Annotated in this window: 15 protein-coding genes and 3 riboswitches; of the genes, 12 read left to right on the top strand and 3 right to left on the bottom strand. The window is 49.1% G+C overall.

Going from position 1 to position 15138, the window contains the following annotated elements:
• Nucleotides 1-157 precede the first annotated feature (157 nt).
• Both rho and U719_RS14540 read left to right on the top strand, forming a co-directional pair.
• Nucleotides 158-1531 carry a transcription termination factor Rho gene (gene rho, locus U719_RS14545; protein ID WP_023469547.1) on the top strand — a complete coding sequence of 458 codons (1374 nt, stop codon included), beginning with the start codon at nt 158-160 and terminating at the stop codon, nt 1529-1531.
• A 91-nt stretch (nt 1532-1622) separates the two neighbouring features.
• Nucleotides 1623-1868 carry a type B 50S ribosomal protein L31 gene (locus tag U719_RS14540; protein ID WP_023469546.1) on the top strand — a complete coding sequence of 82 codons (246 nt, stop codon included), beginning with the start codon at nt 1623-1625 and terminating at the stop codon, nt 1866-1868.
• 36 nt (nt 1869-1904) lie between these two features.
• On the opposite strand, the gene U719_RS14535 is transcribed toward U719_RS14540, so the two are convergent.
• The gene (locus U719_RS14535; protein WP_023469545.1) at nt 1905-2555 is read right to left on the bottom strand and encodes a DedA family protein; all 651 of its coding nucleotides are present in this window, start codon (nt 2553-2555) and stop codon (nt 1905-1907) included.
• A 183-nt stretch (nt 2556-2738) separates the two neighbouring features.
• Between U719_RS14535 and U719_RS14530 the strand changes: the two genes are divergently transcribed.
• Nucleotides 2739-3353 (top strand): thymidine kinase, encoded by a 615-nt coding sequence (locus U719_RS14530; protein WP_041255579.1) that lies wholly within the window; start codon nt 2739-2741, stop codon nt 3351-3353.
• Nucleotides 3354-3434: 81 nt separating this feature from the next.
• Here U719_RS14530 and U719_RS14525 read toward each other — a convergent pair whose 3' ends face one another.
• A complete protein-coding gene (locus tag U719_RS14525) occupies nt 3435-4193 on the bottom strand; it encodes a carboxylesterase (protein ID WP_035395806.1) in 759 nt (252 codons plus the stop codon).
• A 67-nt stretch (nt 4194-4260) separates the two neighbouring features.
• Nucleotides 4261-4362, bottom strand: a riboswitch (SAM riboswitch).
• A 249-nt stretch (nt 4363-4611) separates the two neighbouring features.
• Nucleotides 4612-4715: riboswitch (SAM riboswitch) on the top strand.
• A gap of 86 nt (nt 4716-4801) precedes the next feature.
• Here U719_RS14525 and U719_RS14520 point away from each other — a divergent pair.
• From U719_RS14520 to U719_RS14480, 9 genes are all read left to right on the top strand, one after another.
• Complete coding sequence (locus tag U719_RS14520; protein WP_023469542.1) at nt 4802-5830, top strand: methionine ABC transporter ATP-binding protein; 1029 nt, start codon at nt 4802-4804, stop codon at nt 5828-5830.
• Nucleotides 5820-6470 carry a methionine ABC transporter permease gene (locus tag U719_RS14515; protein WP_023469541.1) on the top strand — a complete coding sequence of 217 codons (651 nt, stop codon included), beginning with the start codon at nt 5820-5822 and terminating at the stop codon, nt 6468-6470. Before U719_RS14520 ends, U719_RS14515 begins: the two co-directional genes overlap by 11 nt.
• Before the next feature lie 19 nt (nt 6471-6489).
• Entirely contained in the window at nt 6490-7308 is an 819-nt protein-coding gene (locus U719_RS14510; RefSeq protein WP_023469540.1) for a MetQ/NlpA family ABC transporter substrate-binding protein, read from the top strand.
• A gap of 22 nt (nt 7309-7330) precedes the next feature.
• Nucleotides 7331-8536, top strand: coding sequence for a M20 family metallopeptidase (locus U719_RS14505; RefSeq protein ID WP_023469539.1), 1206 nt, complete (start codon nt 7331-7333; stop codon nt 8534-8536).
• A 183-nt stretch (nt 8537-8719) separates the two neighbouring features.
• Nucleotides 8720-8864, top strand: a riboswitch (FMN riboswitch).
• Between the two features lie 159 nt (nt 8865-9023).
• Nucleotides 9024-10064 (top strand): bifunctional diaminohydroxyphosphoribosylaminopyrimidine deaminase/5-amino-6-(5-phosphoribosylamino)uracil reductase RibD, encoded by a 1041-nt coding sequence (gene ribD / locus U719_RS14500; RefSeq protein ID WP_023469538.1) that lies wholly within the window; start codon nt 9024-9026, stop codon nt 10062-10064.
• Nucleotides 10049-10675: a riboflavin synthase gene (gene ribE, locus U719_RS14495; protein WP_023469537.1), complete on the top strand. Its 627-nt coding sequence runs from the start codon at nt 10049-10051 to the stop codon at nt 10673-10675. The genes ribD and ribE (U719_RS14495) overlap by 16 nt, the downstream gene beginning before the upstream one ends.
• Nucleotides 10675-11865: a bifunctional 3,4-dihydroxy-2-butanone-4-phosphate synthase/GTP cyclohydrolase II gene (locus U719_RS14490; protein ID WP_023469536.1), complete on the top strand. Its 1191-nt coding sequence runs from the start codon at nt 10675-10677 to the stop codon at nt 11863-11865. Before ribE (U719_RS14495) ends, U719_RS14490 begins: the two co-directional genes overlap by 1 nt.
• The gene (ribE, locus tag U719_RS14485) at nt 11862-12320 is read left to right on the top strand and encodes a 6,7-dimethyl-8-ribityllumazine synthase (RefSeq protein ID WP_023469535.1); all 459 of its coding nucleotides are present in this window, start codon (nt 11862-11864) and stop codon (nt 12318-12320) included. The genes U719_RS14490 and ribE (U719_RS14485) overlap by 4 nt, the downstream gene beginning before the upstream one ends.
• A gap of 212 nt (nt 12321-12532) precedes the next feature.
• A complete protein-coding gene (locus tag U719_RS14480) occupies nt 12533-13354 on the top strand; it encodes a DUF6612 family protein (protein ID WP_023469534.1) in 822 nt (273 codons plus the stop codon).
• Between the two features lie 49 nt (nt 13355-13403).
• Here U719_RS14480 and U719_RS14475 read toward each other — a convergent pair whose 3' ends face one another.
• Nucleotides 13404-15107: a methyl-accepting chemotaxis protein gene (locus U719_RS14475; RefSeq protein ID WP_023469533.1), complete on the bottom strand. Its 1704-nt coding sequence runs from the start codon at nt 15105-15107 to the stop codon at nt 13404-13406.
• Between the last annotated feature and the right edge of the window lie 31 nt (nt 15108-15138).

The raw sequence follows: 15138 nt of genomic DNA, 5'->3' as shown, positions 1-15138 counted from the left end.
ATCCTTGAATATTACAAAGTAAGAAACGCAAAGGATTGTTGACGACGAATTCAAAAAAATATGATACCTTTAGTTCACGAATAAAATTACATACCTCCTGATGTATGTATGGAAGTATGCTGAATGCAGTTGAATTTATAAAGAATAGGTGAAGAACATGCCAACAACTGATAAAAAAGATAAACCAGAACGTTCCTATACACTGGCTCAATTGAGCCAACTGACATTAAAAGAACTTTATGAAATCGCAAAGACGAAAAATGTCCCACAATACCGGGAAGCCCGTAAACGCGAGTTGATGTTCAAGATTTTAAAAGCACAGGCTGAATCGACTGGTCTTTATTTCCTCGAAGGGGTACTCGAAGTCATCCCTGGCAATCCACAAATGCAAAACGATGGTGGCTTTGGCTTCCTTCGTCCTATCAATTATTCCCAATCCTCTGAAGATATTTATATCGCAGCATCTCAAATCCGACGCTTTAATCTACGTAATGGTGATGTCGTCACAGGTAAAGTCCGTCCACCGAAGGAAAACGAACGGTTCCAAGGGTTACTTAGCGTGGAAGCCGTTAACGGTGAAGCACCGGATACTGCCCGTAACCGTTTATTCTTCCCGGCACTGACACCAATTTATCCGGACCGATTGATGCGACTTGAGACAGAACCACGCCATCTATCCGTTCGTGTCATGGATATGATCGCACCGGTTGGATTTGGTCAACGTGGTTTGATCGTCGCACCGCCAAAAGCAGGGAAGACGTCACTCCTCAAAGAAATCGCAAACTCGATTCAGGAGAATCATCCGGATGTCGAACTAATCATTCTCTTGATTGATGAGCGACCTGAGGAAGTAACGGACATTGAGCGTTCGGTTCCAGGAGCAGACGTCGTCAGCTCGACGTTTGACGAAACACCGGACAACCACGTCCGAATTTCTGAACTGGTCCTCGAGCGGGCGATGCGGCTCGTCGAACACAAGAAGGATGTCGTCATCTTGATGGATTCGATCACGCGTCTAACACGGGCCTATAACTTAACGGTACCGCAAAGTGGTCGGACGCTCTCGGGCGGAATTGATCCGGCTGCGTTCCATAAGCCGAAACGGTTCTTTGGTGCAGCGCGAAACATCGAACACGGTGGTAGTTTGACGATTCTTGCGACAGCACTCGTCGAGACAGGATCGCGCATGGATGACGTCATCTATGAGGAATTCAAAGGAACCGGCAACATGGAACTGCATCTCGATCGTAAGTTGTCAGAGCGTCGAATCTTCCCAGCGATTGACATTCGGAAGTCCGGTACACGGAAGGAAGAACTGTTGCTTCCGAAAGAGCAGCTTGATGCGCTTTGGGCGATTCGCCGGACGATGAATGAGTCGAACGAGTTCGTCGATACGTTCCTGCGTAAGATTCGTGATACGAAAAATAATGAAGAATTTTTCGTCGTACTTGAGAAAGAACAGAAGAAGGCGGTCCGACGCGCGCCAGCTAAACCACGTACCGTCAAGAAGGAAACGACGACAGAAAAATAACTATTGCGACGCATAAAAAAATCGTTTAGTATAGGAAGGTAACTTACTCTGGCTCAGCAAATGAACCAGGGCGGAAGGAGAGAAATCAACCATGAAACAAGGAATTCACCCTAACTACAACAAAGTAGTATTTATGGATTCAACGACTGAGTACAAATTCTTAAGCGGTTCTACTCGTTCTTCGAACGAAACGATCACTTGGGAAGATGGTAACGAGTACCCACTCATCCGTGTGGATGTGTCTTCAGACTCGCACCCATTCTACACAGGTCGTCAAAAGTTCAACGCGGCAGATGGTCGTGTCGATCGCTTCAACAAAAAATACGGCCGCAAGTAATTACTTGTTGGTTCTTAAAAAAACAGCCTGCCTCCATTACGGAAGCAGGCTGTTTTTGTATAGACTGAATTGTGAACGATAAGTGAGATACGTCTTCAAGACGAACGAGAAGGCGATTCCGCCAGCAATCCCGATTAAATAGGGCATGACTTCCGGATGTGCCAAGACATAGTCCATGACTTTATGGAACGAGAGATGGCGGCCGACGAAGTAACCGGCACCTAAGAACACGCTGATCCAAATCAAGGCACCTGTATACGCATAACTCGCAAAAACGCGAAACGGCATTTTTGAGACGCCTGCAAAAAAGGCAGAGAGTTGGCGGAGACCAGGTATGTAGTAACCGATGATCAAGACCGATTTTCCGTAACGACGAAAACCGGCTTCAGCGGAAAGAATATGTTTTTCTGAGATACGCATTTTCGGTCCAACGCGGTGTAGTAGTGGCATACCGAGTTTTAATCCGAGTAAATAGCTGATCGTCATCCCGATGCAACTGCCGGCGTAAGCGGCGAGAATCGTACCGACGAGTGGTAGATTGCCTTGATGCATCCAAAATCCGGACAAAACGAGCAGGGTCTCATCAGGAACCGGCAATCCCACGATACCACCTGCGAGAAGGACGGAGAGACCAAGGGCACCATATTGGTGCAGGATGTCATGTAAGAGATGATGAATCGGGGACACCTTCTTTCGTGAGAATCTTCTTCTTCAGTGTACAGGAAATAGGGGGCAGTTGGAATGAAAGGACAAAAATTCTAGGGAAAGAAAAAATGAATTTTGATTTCCGGAAGTCAACCCTTTTTCTCGATACCGTTTCGGGCTATACTCGTTAAAGTGACTATTTTTAGAGGACGGTGTCGGACGATGATGCATGTAATAAATCAGTACGGCTGGATCGAAGTAATTTGTGGCAGTATGTTTTCCGGGAAATCGGAAGAGTTGATTCGTCGTGTCAGACGGGCGCAGTACGGCAAACTGCCCGTGCAAGTATTCAAGCCGGCAATCGACGACCGGTACCATGAAGAGCATGTTGTCTCTCACGTTGGCAACTCTGTCGTAGCGATTCCGATGGCGACGAGTCGTGATCTTTATGCGGCAGTAGCAGAAGAAACACAAATCGTCGGGATCGATGAAGTTCAATTCTTTGATGATGAGATCGTACAAGTCATCGAAGCACTCGCACAAGACGGAAAACGCGTCATTTGTGCAGGCCTTGATCAAGATTTCCGGGCAGAGCCATTTGGGAAAATGCCTGAATTACTGGCGCGCGCAGAATTCGTGACGAAACTACAAGCCATCTGTCTTTCGTGTGGGGATCCGGCTTCCCGGACACAACGTTTGATTGATGGGAAACCAGCCAACTATGATGATCCGATCATCCTAGTCGGAGCGTCGGAATCGTATGAGCCACGTTGCCGTCATTGCCATGAGGTACCTGGAAAACCGAAGCCGCTCCAATCGGTGCAGCACCAAGAAAATTAAAAAAAGACGTACCGATGATGGTCGTCCTTTGATGTAGCAGCTATTTGCTTCCATATGGAAACGAATAGCTGTTTTTTTGATTCAGCCTGTTTCTTGCGAAAACTGACACGATTGTTCGATAAAGCGAATCGTCTCACGAACAATCAAATCCTGATCATGATCGAGTGTCGCAACGTGATACGAGTTCAGTAAACAGTAGCTTCGTTTATCATTTGTTCCGATGTGCTGGTGCAGATAATCCGAGCTCGAAGGTGGAACGACGTGATCGGTCGCTGAGTAAAGAATCAATGTCGGTAGAAGGATCGATCCAAGGCGTCCTTTTGTTTCATCCATTAGGCGAACAAGTTCGAACGCACAACGGCTCGGAACAAGATCATAGATGATTTCAAAGGCTGCTCGCTTAATGTCCGGTGCGCCTTCCGGTAAATACTCTGGACCGTCCTCGAACGAAAGTGATTCATAGGATGGAACGGAGAGTGCGGCATTGATCGTAATGATGCCGGCAAACGGAATCCCGTCAGCGGCGAGCGACAGCGCAAGCGTCGCACCCATCGATTGACCGATGACGAAGACTTGATCGCATGTTTCTTGTAAACGTTCATAGCCGTCTTGCAGGCTTTGCTTCCAACATCGAGCAGTCGATTGTTCGAACTCGCGGACGTTCGTTCCATGTCCACGTAAGCGCGGGGCATAGACGGTAAAACCTTCAGCAGCGAATGCCTCACCGACGTCCCGGACACTTTGCGGAGTGGCGTTAAAACCATGACAGATTAGAATGCCGATCGATCCACCTTGAAAATAAAACGCTTCAGCACCAGTCAATACAGGATAGTTCATCATTACTATTTTTCCTCCATTCATGAAAAAAACTCGTCGACGTCACTGCTTGGACGCCCACGAGTTTTTCACCGTATCATCCAAAGCCGCGCTTTGCTGGTCGGAGCACCTTACAAATTGCAGGTTGCCGTGAAGTCATAGAGCCAGGTCTCTCGTTCACTCTTGATAAATATCATATTGGAATTGTCGGAATAATCATTGAAACGATGGTAGCACGACCAAAAATGACTTGTCAAATCTTTCTTGACGAATCGTGATCCGTTCATTAAGCTAATTCATAACTTGTAAATCCATCGATATGCGCCAAATGGATTATTTTTGCAAAGTTGGTTGACTTTTAAAGTTTCGACCCGTAATGTAAAAATTAGTTTTACGACATAAGCAACAACGCAACAACACACATACGAATTTCATACCGCAATACTTATCCAGAGAGGTGGAGGGACTGGCCCTACGAAACCTCGGCAACAGACTCATTATGAGCACTGTGCCAATTCCATCAGACAGATGTCTGAGAGATGAGTGGAGTGGATTCTGCCACTGTGCGGATCCAGGTCTCTTCTTGTTTCTCAAGAAGGGACCTTTTTTGTTGAATGAAGGGGGAAAACGGAATGATTGCATTTCATCAAGTCAAAAAAACGTACGTCACGAAAGATCAGACGATTGCAGCGCTCGACGGTGTCGACCTGACGATCGAGAAAGGCGAAATCTTTGGTGTCATCGGCTTTAGCGGTGCCGGGAAAAGTTCACTGCTCCGCTGTGTCAATCTGTTAGAACGACCGACGTCAGGAACGGTGACGGTCGATGGGGAAGATTTAACGCAACTGTCTCCGAAAAAATTACGCCAAGCAAAACAACGGATTGGAATGATCTTTCAGCACTTCAATCTATTGAATGCGAACACGGTCTTTACGAACGTTGCAAAACCACTCGTTCTCGCAGGCGTCAAGAAAGATGAGATTCGCCGTCGGGTGACGGAGTTGCTCGAATTCGTCGATCTCGCGGACAAGGCGGATCATTATCCAGATCAATTGTCGGGTGGGCAGAAACAGCGCGTTGGTATCGCCCGGGCACTCGCGACGCAACCTTCCGTCCTTTTATGTGACGAAGCGACGTCAGCACTTGATCCCCAGACGACACATCATATTCTTCAGTTATTAAAACGGATCAATGCAGAGTACGGGATCACGATTCTTTTGATTACCCACGAGATGGGCGTCATCCGGGAGATTTGCGATCGTGTAGCCGTCATCGAAGCTGGGAAGCTAATCGAGTCAGGAACGGTCTTTGATGTCTTTTCAAATCCGCAGACCGAGACGGCACGGAACTTTGTACGGTCCGTCATGCATGACGAGATTCCAGCGTCGATTCGTCAGTTGATCGAGTCGCGAAATGCGCATCCAATCTATAAGATTCACTTCCTTGGACATCACACCGGACAACCACTCTTGTCGCAAGTCGCAAAACGCTTCGACGTCGATGTCAATATCCTGCACGGTAGCATCACGGAGTTGCAGGAGACGCCGTTCGGCACATTACTCGTTGAACTGATCGGTGAGACGACAGAAGTGAAACGTGCCTTACACTACATCGATCAGGCACAGGTAACCGTTGAGGAGGTGCTCGCTGATGCTAGTTAACTACAGTGATATTTGGACAGCATTTTTGCAGACGATGACGATGGTATCCGTTTCGCTCTTGTTCTCGACCTTGATCGGCTTACCACTCGGTATCCTGCTTGTCGTCACGCGAAAAGGAGCGTTACTTGAAAATGTTCCGTTGTTCACGTTCTTCAACAGTATCGTCAATATTTTCCGCTCGATTCCGTTCATCATCTTACTCGTCGCGATCATCCCGTTGACGCGCTTGATCGTTCAGACATCGATCGGAACAGAAGCCGCAATCGTTCCGCTCGTCTTTTACGCTGCACCGTACATGGCGCGTCTGATCGAGAGTTCTTTACTCGAAGTCGATAAAGGCGTTCTTGAAGCAGCAGAAGCGATGGGCGCGACACCGTTTCAAACGATTTTCCGCTTCCTCCTACCGGAAGCACTCGGTTCACTCATCCTGAACTTAACGATCGCGACGGTCGGCTTGATCGGGGCATCGGCGATGGCAGGCGCCATCGGTGGTGGCGGTTTGGGTGACTTAGCAATTACTTACGGCTATCAACGGTTTGATACGAAAGTCATGATCATCACGGTCGGGATTCTCGTCATCTTAGTCCAAGGCTTACAGACGACAGGCAACATCGTCGCACGAAAAATCAGAAGACATTAATCAAGGGAGCGATTCAGCCATGAAAAAAGCAGTAGCAATTGGAGCAACACTCACGACGATTTTATTTGCCGGGTGCGCAGCATCAGGAGAAGACGAAAAGACGATCAAGCTCGGTGTCAGCGGTTCAGACACACAAGTTTGGGATTATGTCGCCAAAAAAGCAGAGAAGGAAGGCATCAAAATCGAACTCGTCAAGTTCTCCGATTATGTCCAGCCGAACATGGCACTGGCTGAGGGTGAGATCGACGCCAATGCCTTCCAGACGATTTCCTACTTCAACGCTTTCAAGAAAGAACATAACTTGAAGCTATCGCCGATTGCGACGACTGTCATCGCACCGATGGGGATCTACTCGGATAAATACAAGGATGTCAAAGATATTCCAAATGGCGGAAAAATCGCTGTTCCGAACGAAGCGACGAACATGGGACGCGCCCTCTTGTTACTGCAAGAAGCAGGTCTGATCAAGCTACCGGACGACTTCGATGGTAACGGTTCGGTCGATAAGATCGTCGAGAATCCGAAGAAGCTGAAAATCGTTCCGATCGTCGCCGGACAAACGCCACGCGTCTTACCGGACGTCGCGGCGTCTATCATCAACAATGGCATCGCGGTTGACGCTGGCTTCAACCCGATCAAGGACTCGATCGTTCATGAGAACGAGACAGCAAAACCATACATCAACATCATCGCGACACGGACGGAAGACAAGAACAAAAAAGAACTGAAAAAAATCGCATCGCTGTATCAACAAAAAGATGTCGCGGCCTTCATCAAAAAAGAATACAAAGGCAGTACGATCCCGACGTTCGTTCCACTGAGCGACATCGGCGAATAATTTCAAAAGGAGAGTGGACAGTATGACGACACCAGTACGCACGACATGGGTAGAGACGATTGAACAGGATATCGAACAAAAACGGGAATCGTATCTTGAGACAAGTCACCGGATTCATGCAACGCCGGAAATCGGGAACGAGGAATTCTTTGCTTCGCGGCTCCATGCGGAGCGTCTAACGGCGGAAGGTTTTACAGTAGAACTCGGCGTCGCGGGGCATGATACCGCGTTCTTCGCGAAGAAATCGAGCGACCGACCAGGCGCAACGATTGCCTTTCTTGCTGAATACGATGCGTTGCCGAGTATTGGTCACGCGTGCGGTCATAATATTATCGGCACGACGAGCGTCGCAGCGGCGATCGCGCTCAGTAAAGTGCTCGATGAAGTCGGCGGGAGTGTCGTTGTCCTTGGAACACCAGCCGAGGAAGGTGGACCGAACGGCAGTGCGAAAGGCAGTTTCGTCAAACATCAGTTACTCGAAGGAATCGATGCAGCCTTGATGGTCCATCCGTCGGGACAAACACGGATCACGGGTTCTTCCCTTGCGGTCGATCCACTCGACTTTGCCTTTACGGGTCGTCCGGCGCACGCAGCGGCGTCACCGGAAGAAGGCATCAACGCCCTCGACGCTGTCATTCAACTCTTCAATGGAATCAATGCCTTACGTCAGCAGTTACCAGACGATGTCCGGATCCACGGGATCATCACGCATGGAGGCGATGCGCCGAACATCATCCCGGAATACGCAAAAGCACGTTTCTTCATCCGGGCAACGACACGGGAACGATTGAATGCCGTCACGGAAAAAGTCAAAGCCGTCGCCCAAGGCGCGGCACTCGCGACTGGGGCGACGCTCGATGTCATCGCCTTCCAAAATGAAGTCGATAACCTCGTCTTCAACCGGACGTTCGACCGTCTGTTCCAAGAAGAAGCAGAGGCGCTCGGCGAAATCGTTCACTTGGACGAACGACCGGGTCTTGGTTCAACGGACGCCGGTAACATCAGTCAAGTCATCCCGACGATCCATCCGTATATCAAGATTGGACCAGATGATCTCGTCGCCCATACGGAAGCATTCAAAGAAGCGGCCCGTTCAGAAGCTGGAGATGAAGCATTGATCACAGGAGCAAAAATCCTCGCCCGGACAGCGCTTCGCGTCCTCGCTGATGAACGGACGCGCGGGGCGATTGCGCAAGAATTCCATGACCGGAAGAATGGTTATTTGTAAGTGGAAAATAACGACTGGACGCACTGCTATCAAGTGCTCCGGTCGTTTTTGAGATGCAGTCGATTACGAATTGGGGACGGGTGACAGAAGTGGAACGAAATCAAAAAAGAGACAAGACAGAAGCATTTGCGCTTTGTTTTCTTGAAAAAGATATGCTAGGCTAAAGTTGTATAACTCAATAATCCAGTTCTTCGGGGTAGGGTGAAAATCCCAACCGGCGGTGATGCGATCAATCGATCGACGAGCCCGCGACCCATGATGTACGCATCATGGCTGACTTGGTGAGATTCCAGGGCCGACGGTAAAGTCCGGATGGGAGAAGAACGAAACGACGCGATTCAAGCTGTTTTCTGAAAAAATGTTTTCAGGAGACGGTCTCTTTCTGCATGAAAAAATGCAGGAAGCGAACCGTGTATTTCGTGAACCCTTCTATACAGACGCCCCTTTTTCAAGGGGCGTCTTTTTTCATTTGAAAGGAGTGAACGCGATGTCACAGATGATGAGTTATGCCATGCAATTAGCACAAATGTTACACGGACAAACAAGTCCGAATCCAAGTGTCGGCTGTGTCATCGTCAAACAAGGACGCATCATCGGCTTCGGTGCACACCGGTTTGCCGGTGGGCCGCACGCAGAAGTCGAAGCCTTACGGATGGCAGGAGAAGCCGCCCGTGGTGCCGATCTCTACGTGACGCTCGAGCCATGCAACCATCACGGCAAGACGCCACCATGCACGGAAGCAATTCTACAAGCAGGAATCAAACGAGTCTTCGTTGCAACGGAAGACAAACATGCGATTGTCGCTGGTTCCGGAATCAAACGGCTACAGGACGCGGGAATCGAAGTCGATGTCGGCTTGTTACGGCATGAGGCAGAAGCCCTTTACACGGTATTCTGGAAGACGATCGAACGAAAACGTCCGACCGTGACCGTCAAAATCGCTCAGACGATGAACGGGATCGCGGCGACAGGTGAACAGCGCTGGATCACGTCAGAAGAAGCACGCGCGAACGGTCGTGCCCTGCGTGGACGCCACGATGCCATCCTCGTCGGAAGTGAGACGGTGCTCGTCGATGATCCGGCACTGACGTTACGCGCATCGTCAGGCATCGAGCCGATTCGAGTAATCGTTGATCGCCGGGGGCGGATTCCGGAGACGGCGCAAGTCTTCCGCGATGGTAAAAATCCAACCTACTGGCTGACGAGTGTTCCTCGGATTAGTCACGATCAGGTGACGGTCCTCGTTGGTGAATATGAGACGCCGGAAGCGATTTTGAAACGCTTATACGAACAAGACATCCGTAGTGTCTTGATTGAAGGCGGACCAACGATTCAAGCCGCTTTCCTTGAGGCAGATCTCGTTGACCGAATCGAAGTCTACCAAGCCCCATCGATTTTTGAAGGCGATGCGTGGAATGGTCAACACGATATCGAAGATCGTTTTCAAATCGACCAGGTTGAGACGGTCGGACCGGATCTCCATCTGACGTACATCCGAAAGGAGGAGACGACATGTTCACCGGATTGATTGAAGAAGTCGGAACCTTAAAACGAAAGATCCCGCGACCGAACGGGTTAGCGCTTGAAATTGAGGCGCACCGGGTACTCGAAGGAACGAAGATCGGTGATAGCATCGCCGTCGACGGGATTTGTTTGACGGTCACGTCGATGAGTCCAACCGGTTTCACGGCAGATGCCGTCCATGACACGATCCGTTCAACAGCACTCGGTACGTACCGAGTCGGAAGTCCCTTGCAACTTGAGCGGGCGATGCCGGCAGACGGTCGCTTCGGTGGACATTTCGTTAGTGGACATATCGACGGAACAGCCCGACTGATCAGTCGGCGACCGGATGGAGAAGCGATGGTCTATACGTTTGATGTCGGAGCGTGGCAAAAGTATTGTATTCCGAAAGGCTCGATCGCAATCAACGGCACGAGCCTGACGTTGCAACGCGTCACACCGGAAACGATCTCGATTTCATTGATTCCGCACTCCCGTCAACTGACGACGTTTGATCGATTGGCAAGCGGTGCAGTCGTCAATATCGAGTGTGACATGATGGCGAAACATCTCTATCATTTCACGCAGCATGAGAAGCAGACGGACTGGGCAGCATTCTTAGGAGGCGACATGTAATGAACGGATTCGACTTGATTGAAGACGCAATAGAAGATTTGAAAAACGGACGACCGATCATCGTCTGTGATGACGAGGATCGTGAGAATGAAGGCGATCTCGTCATGCTCGCGGAACACGCGACACCGGAAAACATCAACTTCATGATTACACATGGAAAAGGACTCGTCTGTGTACCAGTCAGTCCGCGGATCGCACAGCGACTCGAACTTGCTCCGATGACAGCGAATAATACGGACCCGCATGGGACGGCATTCACGCTCAGCATCGATCATGAAGAGGCAAAGACCGGCATCAGTGCCGAGGAACGGTCGCTAACGATTCAGCGGATGCTGACGGATGGACCGGAACGTTTCAAACGACCGGGTCATATCTTCCCGTTGATCGCAAAAGAGGGTGGTGTCCGGGAGCGACGCGGACATACGGAAGCAGGTGTCGATCTTGCCCGTCTTGCCGGTAGCGATGAGATCGCCGTCATCTGTGAAATCATTAAAGAAGATGGCACGATGGCACGGGTCGACGATCTACTTCTCTATAAGGAAGAACACGATTTAAAACTGGTCACGATCGAAGCACTTGTCGCGTATCTTGAGCGTCCATTGACACGTGAAGCAGAAGTATTACTTCCAACGACGTTCGGAGCTTTCCGGATGATTGGCTATACGACGCAAGACGAGAAAGAACATGTCGCTGTCTTATCCGGTGAAGCGCAAGACGGGATGCTCGTCCGTCTACACTCGGAATGCCTGACAGGGGATGTCTTCGGTTCGAAGCGTTGCGATTGTGGACCACAACTCGATGCGGCACTCGAGCGGATCGAACGAGAAGGTGGAGCCGTCTTGTATTTACGTCAGGAAGGACGCGGCATCGGTCTAATGGCGAAGTTAAAAGCGTACGAGTTACAGGAACAAGGACTCGATACGGTCGAAGCGAACCATGCACTCGGTTATCCGACGGACATGCGTGACTACACGGTCGCAGCCAATATGTTGCGCGATCTCGGCGTGACGAAGATCCGCTTGATGACGAACAACCCGGACAAACAACGGGTGCTCGAGCAAGAGGGGATCGAAATCATCGAACGTGTACCCCATCAAGTACCGGCCGAGCCGGAAAATCAGCGTTACCTAAAAACAAAACAAACGAAACTCGGGCACTGGCTCGACATCCAAGGAGGACACACATCATGATCTACGAAGGTTTCTTAACAGGGGAAGGACTACGCGTCGCAATCGTCGCAGCACGTTTTAACGAATTGATCACTTCAAAACTCGTCGGAGGAGCAAACGACGCTTTCCGCCGCCACGGGGTCGCAGCGGATGCTGTCGATACAGCGTGGGTTCCGGGAGCATTCGAAATTCCGCTCGTCGCGGAAAAGTTAGCGAAAAGCGGTAAGTATGACGCCGTCATCACACTCGGTGCCGTCATCCGTGGGGCGACGTCGCACTATGATTATGTCTGTAACGAGGTCGCAAAAGGTGTCGCAAGTGCCGCGCGCGATACAGGCGTGCCGATCATCTTCGGTGTCCTGACGACGGATTCGATCGAGCAAGCAGTCGAACGTGCTGGCACGAAAGCCGGAAACAAAGGCTACGAAGCTGCGGTTTCTGCGATTGAGATGGCGAATCTTTTACGGACGATTTAATTGAATAGAGGCAGGGTGACGGTACATTCCGTCATCCTGTTTTTTTGCGGAAATCTCTTGAAGATTGAATCAAATTTCAAAAAAAGAATCGTTGATTTGAAATTTGAGGATTCAATTTTAAGTAGAACGGTAATGGTCTACTAAAGAAAGTTTGAAACATTTTCCAATGTTTTTCGTAAATCAGGGTAACGCGTATAAAGGAGGAAATGAATATGAAGAAAGCTAGGTGGATAGCAGCCGGGATCGTTGCAGCATCGATTGGGCTTGCGGGATGTCAAGATGGACAAACAGATACAGGGAGTGGCAGTGGGTCTGGTTCGACGAAGTCGGGGGAACTCTCGAATACGGAATTACTGAATAAAGCGACAGCCGCTCAAAAAGATATTAAATCGTTCCATATGGAAGGGACAGTCAACTCAAAAGCAGGTGAGATGACAGTGGATCAAAAGGTATCCGCCGATATCATCCAGAAGCCGCTTACGATGCACCAGACGATGACAATGAAAAATCCACAGGACGGTAAAGACATGTCGATTGAGAGCTATATCGTCGACGATAAGATGTATATCTCGCAAAACGGACAATGGCTCGTTCAAGATGTCTCGGAACTAGGCGATATGGTTGAAGCAATGGAGTCATCGGCATCGACGGATCAAAATCTCAAGCTGTTGAAAAAGTATAAAGACAACTGGACAGCAAAAAAAGAGGGTGACGTCTATCAAATCGACGTCAAACTAAAGGGTGACGACCTCAAAGCTTTCATGAAGGATTCGCTCGAACAAACAGGACAGATGGCGCAGATGAAAGATGCGATGGATAGCATCGACTATAAGAAGATGAACTACAAGATGACGTATGACGCAAAAACGTTCTATCCGAAGTCTCTCGACATGGACATGGTATTTGCGATTGAAAAAGATACCGAGTTCAATATGAAAAACGCGTCGACGTTCTCGAAATTCAATGAGATTGACGAAATCAAATTACCAGCGGAAGCAAAAGATGCCCAACCGCTCACAGGTGCGACACAATAACGAACAACAAGCCCTTCACATCCAATCGGAAGTGAGGGGCTTGTCTCATTTAGACTTGAAATTGACGTAATACCTCTTTTAATGCTTCCGCCTGCTGTTGACTGACGGAAGTCTGTTCATGCACATCTCGGAACGCTTGAACGGAATGATTGATTTGCTCCGACATCGATTGAGTGCCTTGCGCCCCATCATTGACGGTGACCGCAACGTCATGGATGACACCGAGCATATTTGCTGTCAGTTCCTGAAGTTGACCAGCTTGAGCGGCAAAATGTTCTGCTGCATCACCAAATAATTGCGCATCATCACGGTATTGAATCGAGGCATCTTCGAATAAATCATAGTCTTTGACGACCTTTGTATCGATGAAAGAGAGCATCTCACCGGACGCGGCATTCAAGTGTTCGACGGAATCGATGACGGAGAGTGAGACGTCTTGAATTTGTTCAACGGTATCTCGACTGCTCTCGGCGAGTTTTCGAATCTCATCGGCGACGACGGCGAAGCCTCGACCGACTTCTCCGGCACGTGCTGCTTCAATCGAAGCGTTAAGGGATAATAAATTCGTTTGCGCCGCAATTGAAAGGATCGCGTCAGACAAAACGGAAATTTCCTTAACGGCTTTCGCCCGTGCCATCGCATCTTCCAGTTTATTTTTTGTTTCGAAGAGAATTTGAGTGGCGGTCTGTTTCGCTTCTGTGGCGACAACTTGAAGCGATTCAGCACGACCGCCGACTTCTTGAGCGCGTTTTCCGTTCGCTTCTGCGCCGGAGACGATGTCATGAATCGTCGCTTCCATATCGACGGCAGACGAGTTCATCTCTTCAGCTGAAGCGGCTGTCTCTTGCATACCCGCCGATAAGTTTTCAATCGTATGCGAAGTCGACGCCATATCTTGATCGAGTTCGCTGATTCGACCAGAGACATGACGAGAGGTCGACACGACGTGTGTTGCCGTATCATCGACTTGGACAATAATTGTTCGTAAGTGAGCGATGAATTGATTCATCGACTTGGCGATTTGTCCAATTTCGTCCTCTCGTACGACGTCGAGTTGCGCCGTCAAGTCACCACCTTGTGTTGCGAGTTCATGCGTTTTCGCCTGCAGTTGACGGAGTGGACCGAAGATTGAGCGTAAAATCAAGACGGTGAAGATGACACCGAGCAATCCGACGACACCGATGATCGTGAACAGCATAAGATGCGCCGTATTAGCGGCGCTGGTGATAGCGTCACCATTTTTACCAGCTTGTTGATTATTGTATTTCACGATTTTCGTCAATTGATCCGAAACAGCGAAGTATGAATCACGACTCTCACCTTCATAATAGGTGACCGCTTCTTTTTGAGTTTCTGGTGTACTGAGGACGAGAAGGCGATCAGTCGTCTCATTGAAAGTTTGCCATTTTTTTGTGAGATCATTGAACAGTGCGCGATCGCTTTCTAAATAAATCGTTTTTTCGTATTTCGCGAGATTCGCATCAACGGTCGCTAAACCGTCTTTGACACGCTTATCATAACCGGCTTTGATTTCTGGATCATTTTCTTGAATGTGTAGCAATTCGACACGTCGTAAATCAGATAGAGCAGTATTCGTTTCATGAGATAAGTTCAGACCGGGAATCCAGGACGAGGTGATCGTTTGACTCTCTTGGTCAACACGATTGAGAGAAGAAGCGCCGTATAACCCGACACCAATCAAGCTAAGCAAAAGGATGGAGGACAATAAGATAAGCTTCGTTTTAATCTTCATATGATTCGCTCCTTTTTTTGCAAGATGAACT

It is taken from the genome of Exiguobacterium sp. MH3 (assembly GCF_000496635.1).
GTDB lineage: Bacteria > Bacillota > Bacilli > Exiguobacteriales > Exiguobacteriaceae > Exiguobacterium_A > Exiguobacterium_A indicum.
The sequence above is the reverse complement of the archived record's forward strand: the minus strand, read 5'-3'. Positions and strand labels throughout refer to the sequence as shown.

Coding starts and splice junctions, on each gene's coding strand:
- U719_RS14520 (WP_023469542.1), top strand. CDS start 4,802: ATGATTGCATTTCATCAAGTCAAAAAAACGTACGTCACGAAAGATCAG.
- ribE (WP_023469537.1), top strand. CDS start 10,049: ATGTTCACCGGATTGATTGAAGAAGTCGGAACCTTAAAACGAAAGATC.
- U719_RS14490 (WP_023469536.1), top strand. CDS start 10,675: ATGAACGGATTCGACTTGATTGAAGACGCAATAGAAGATTTGAAAAAC.
- ribD (WP_023469538.1), top strand. CDS start 9,024: ATGTCACAGATGATGAGTTATGCCATGCAATTAGCACAAATGTTACAC.
- U719_RS14510 (WP_023469540.1), top strand. CDS start 6,490: ATGAAAAAAGCAGTAGCAATTGGAGCAACACTCACGACGATTTTATTT.
- U719_RS14505 (WP_023469539.1), top strand. CDS start 7,331: ATGACGACACCAGTACGCACGACATGGGTAGAGACGATTGAACAGGAT.
- U719_RS14525 (WP_035395806.1), bottom strand. CDS start 4,193: ATGATGAACTATCCTGTATTGACTGGTGCTGAAGCGTTTTATTTTCAA.
- ribE (WP_023469535.1), top strand. CDS start 11,862: ATGATCTACGAAGGTTTCTTAACAGGGGAAGGACTACGCGTCGCAATC.
- rho (WP_023469547.1), top strand. CDS start 158: ATGCCAACAACTGATAAAAAAGATAAACCAGAACGTTCCTATACACTG.
- U719_RS14515 (WP_023469541.1), top strand. CDS start 5,820: ATGCTAGTTAACTACAGTGATATTTGGACAGCATTTTTGCAGACGATG.
- U719_RS14530 (WP_041255579.1), top strand. CDS start 2,739: ATGCATGTAATAAATCAGTACGGCTGGATCGAAGTAATTTGTGGCAGT.
- U719_RS14480 (WP_023469534.1), top strand. CDS start 12,533: ATGAAGAAAGCTAGGTGGATAGCAGCCGGGATCGTTGCAGCATCGATT.
- U719_RS14475 (WP_023469533.1), bottom strand. CDS start 15,107: ATGAAGATTAAAACGAAGCTTATCTTATTGTCCTCCATCCTTTTGCTT.
- U719_RS14540 (WP_023469546.1), top strand. CDS start 1,623: ATGAAACAAGGAATTCACCCTAACTACAACAAAGTAGTATTTATGGAT.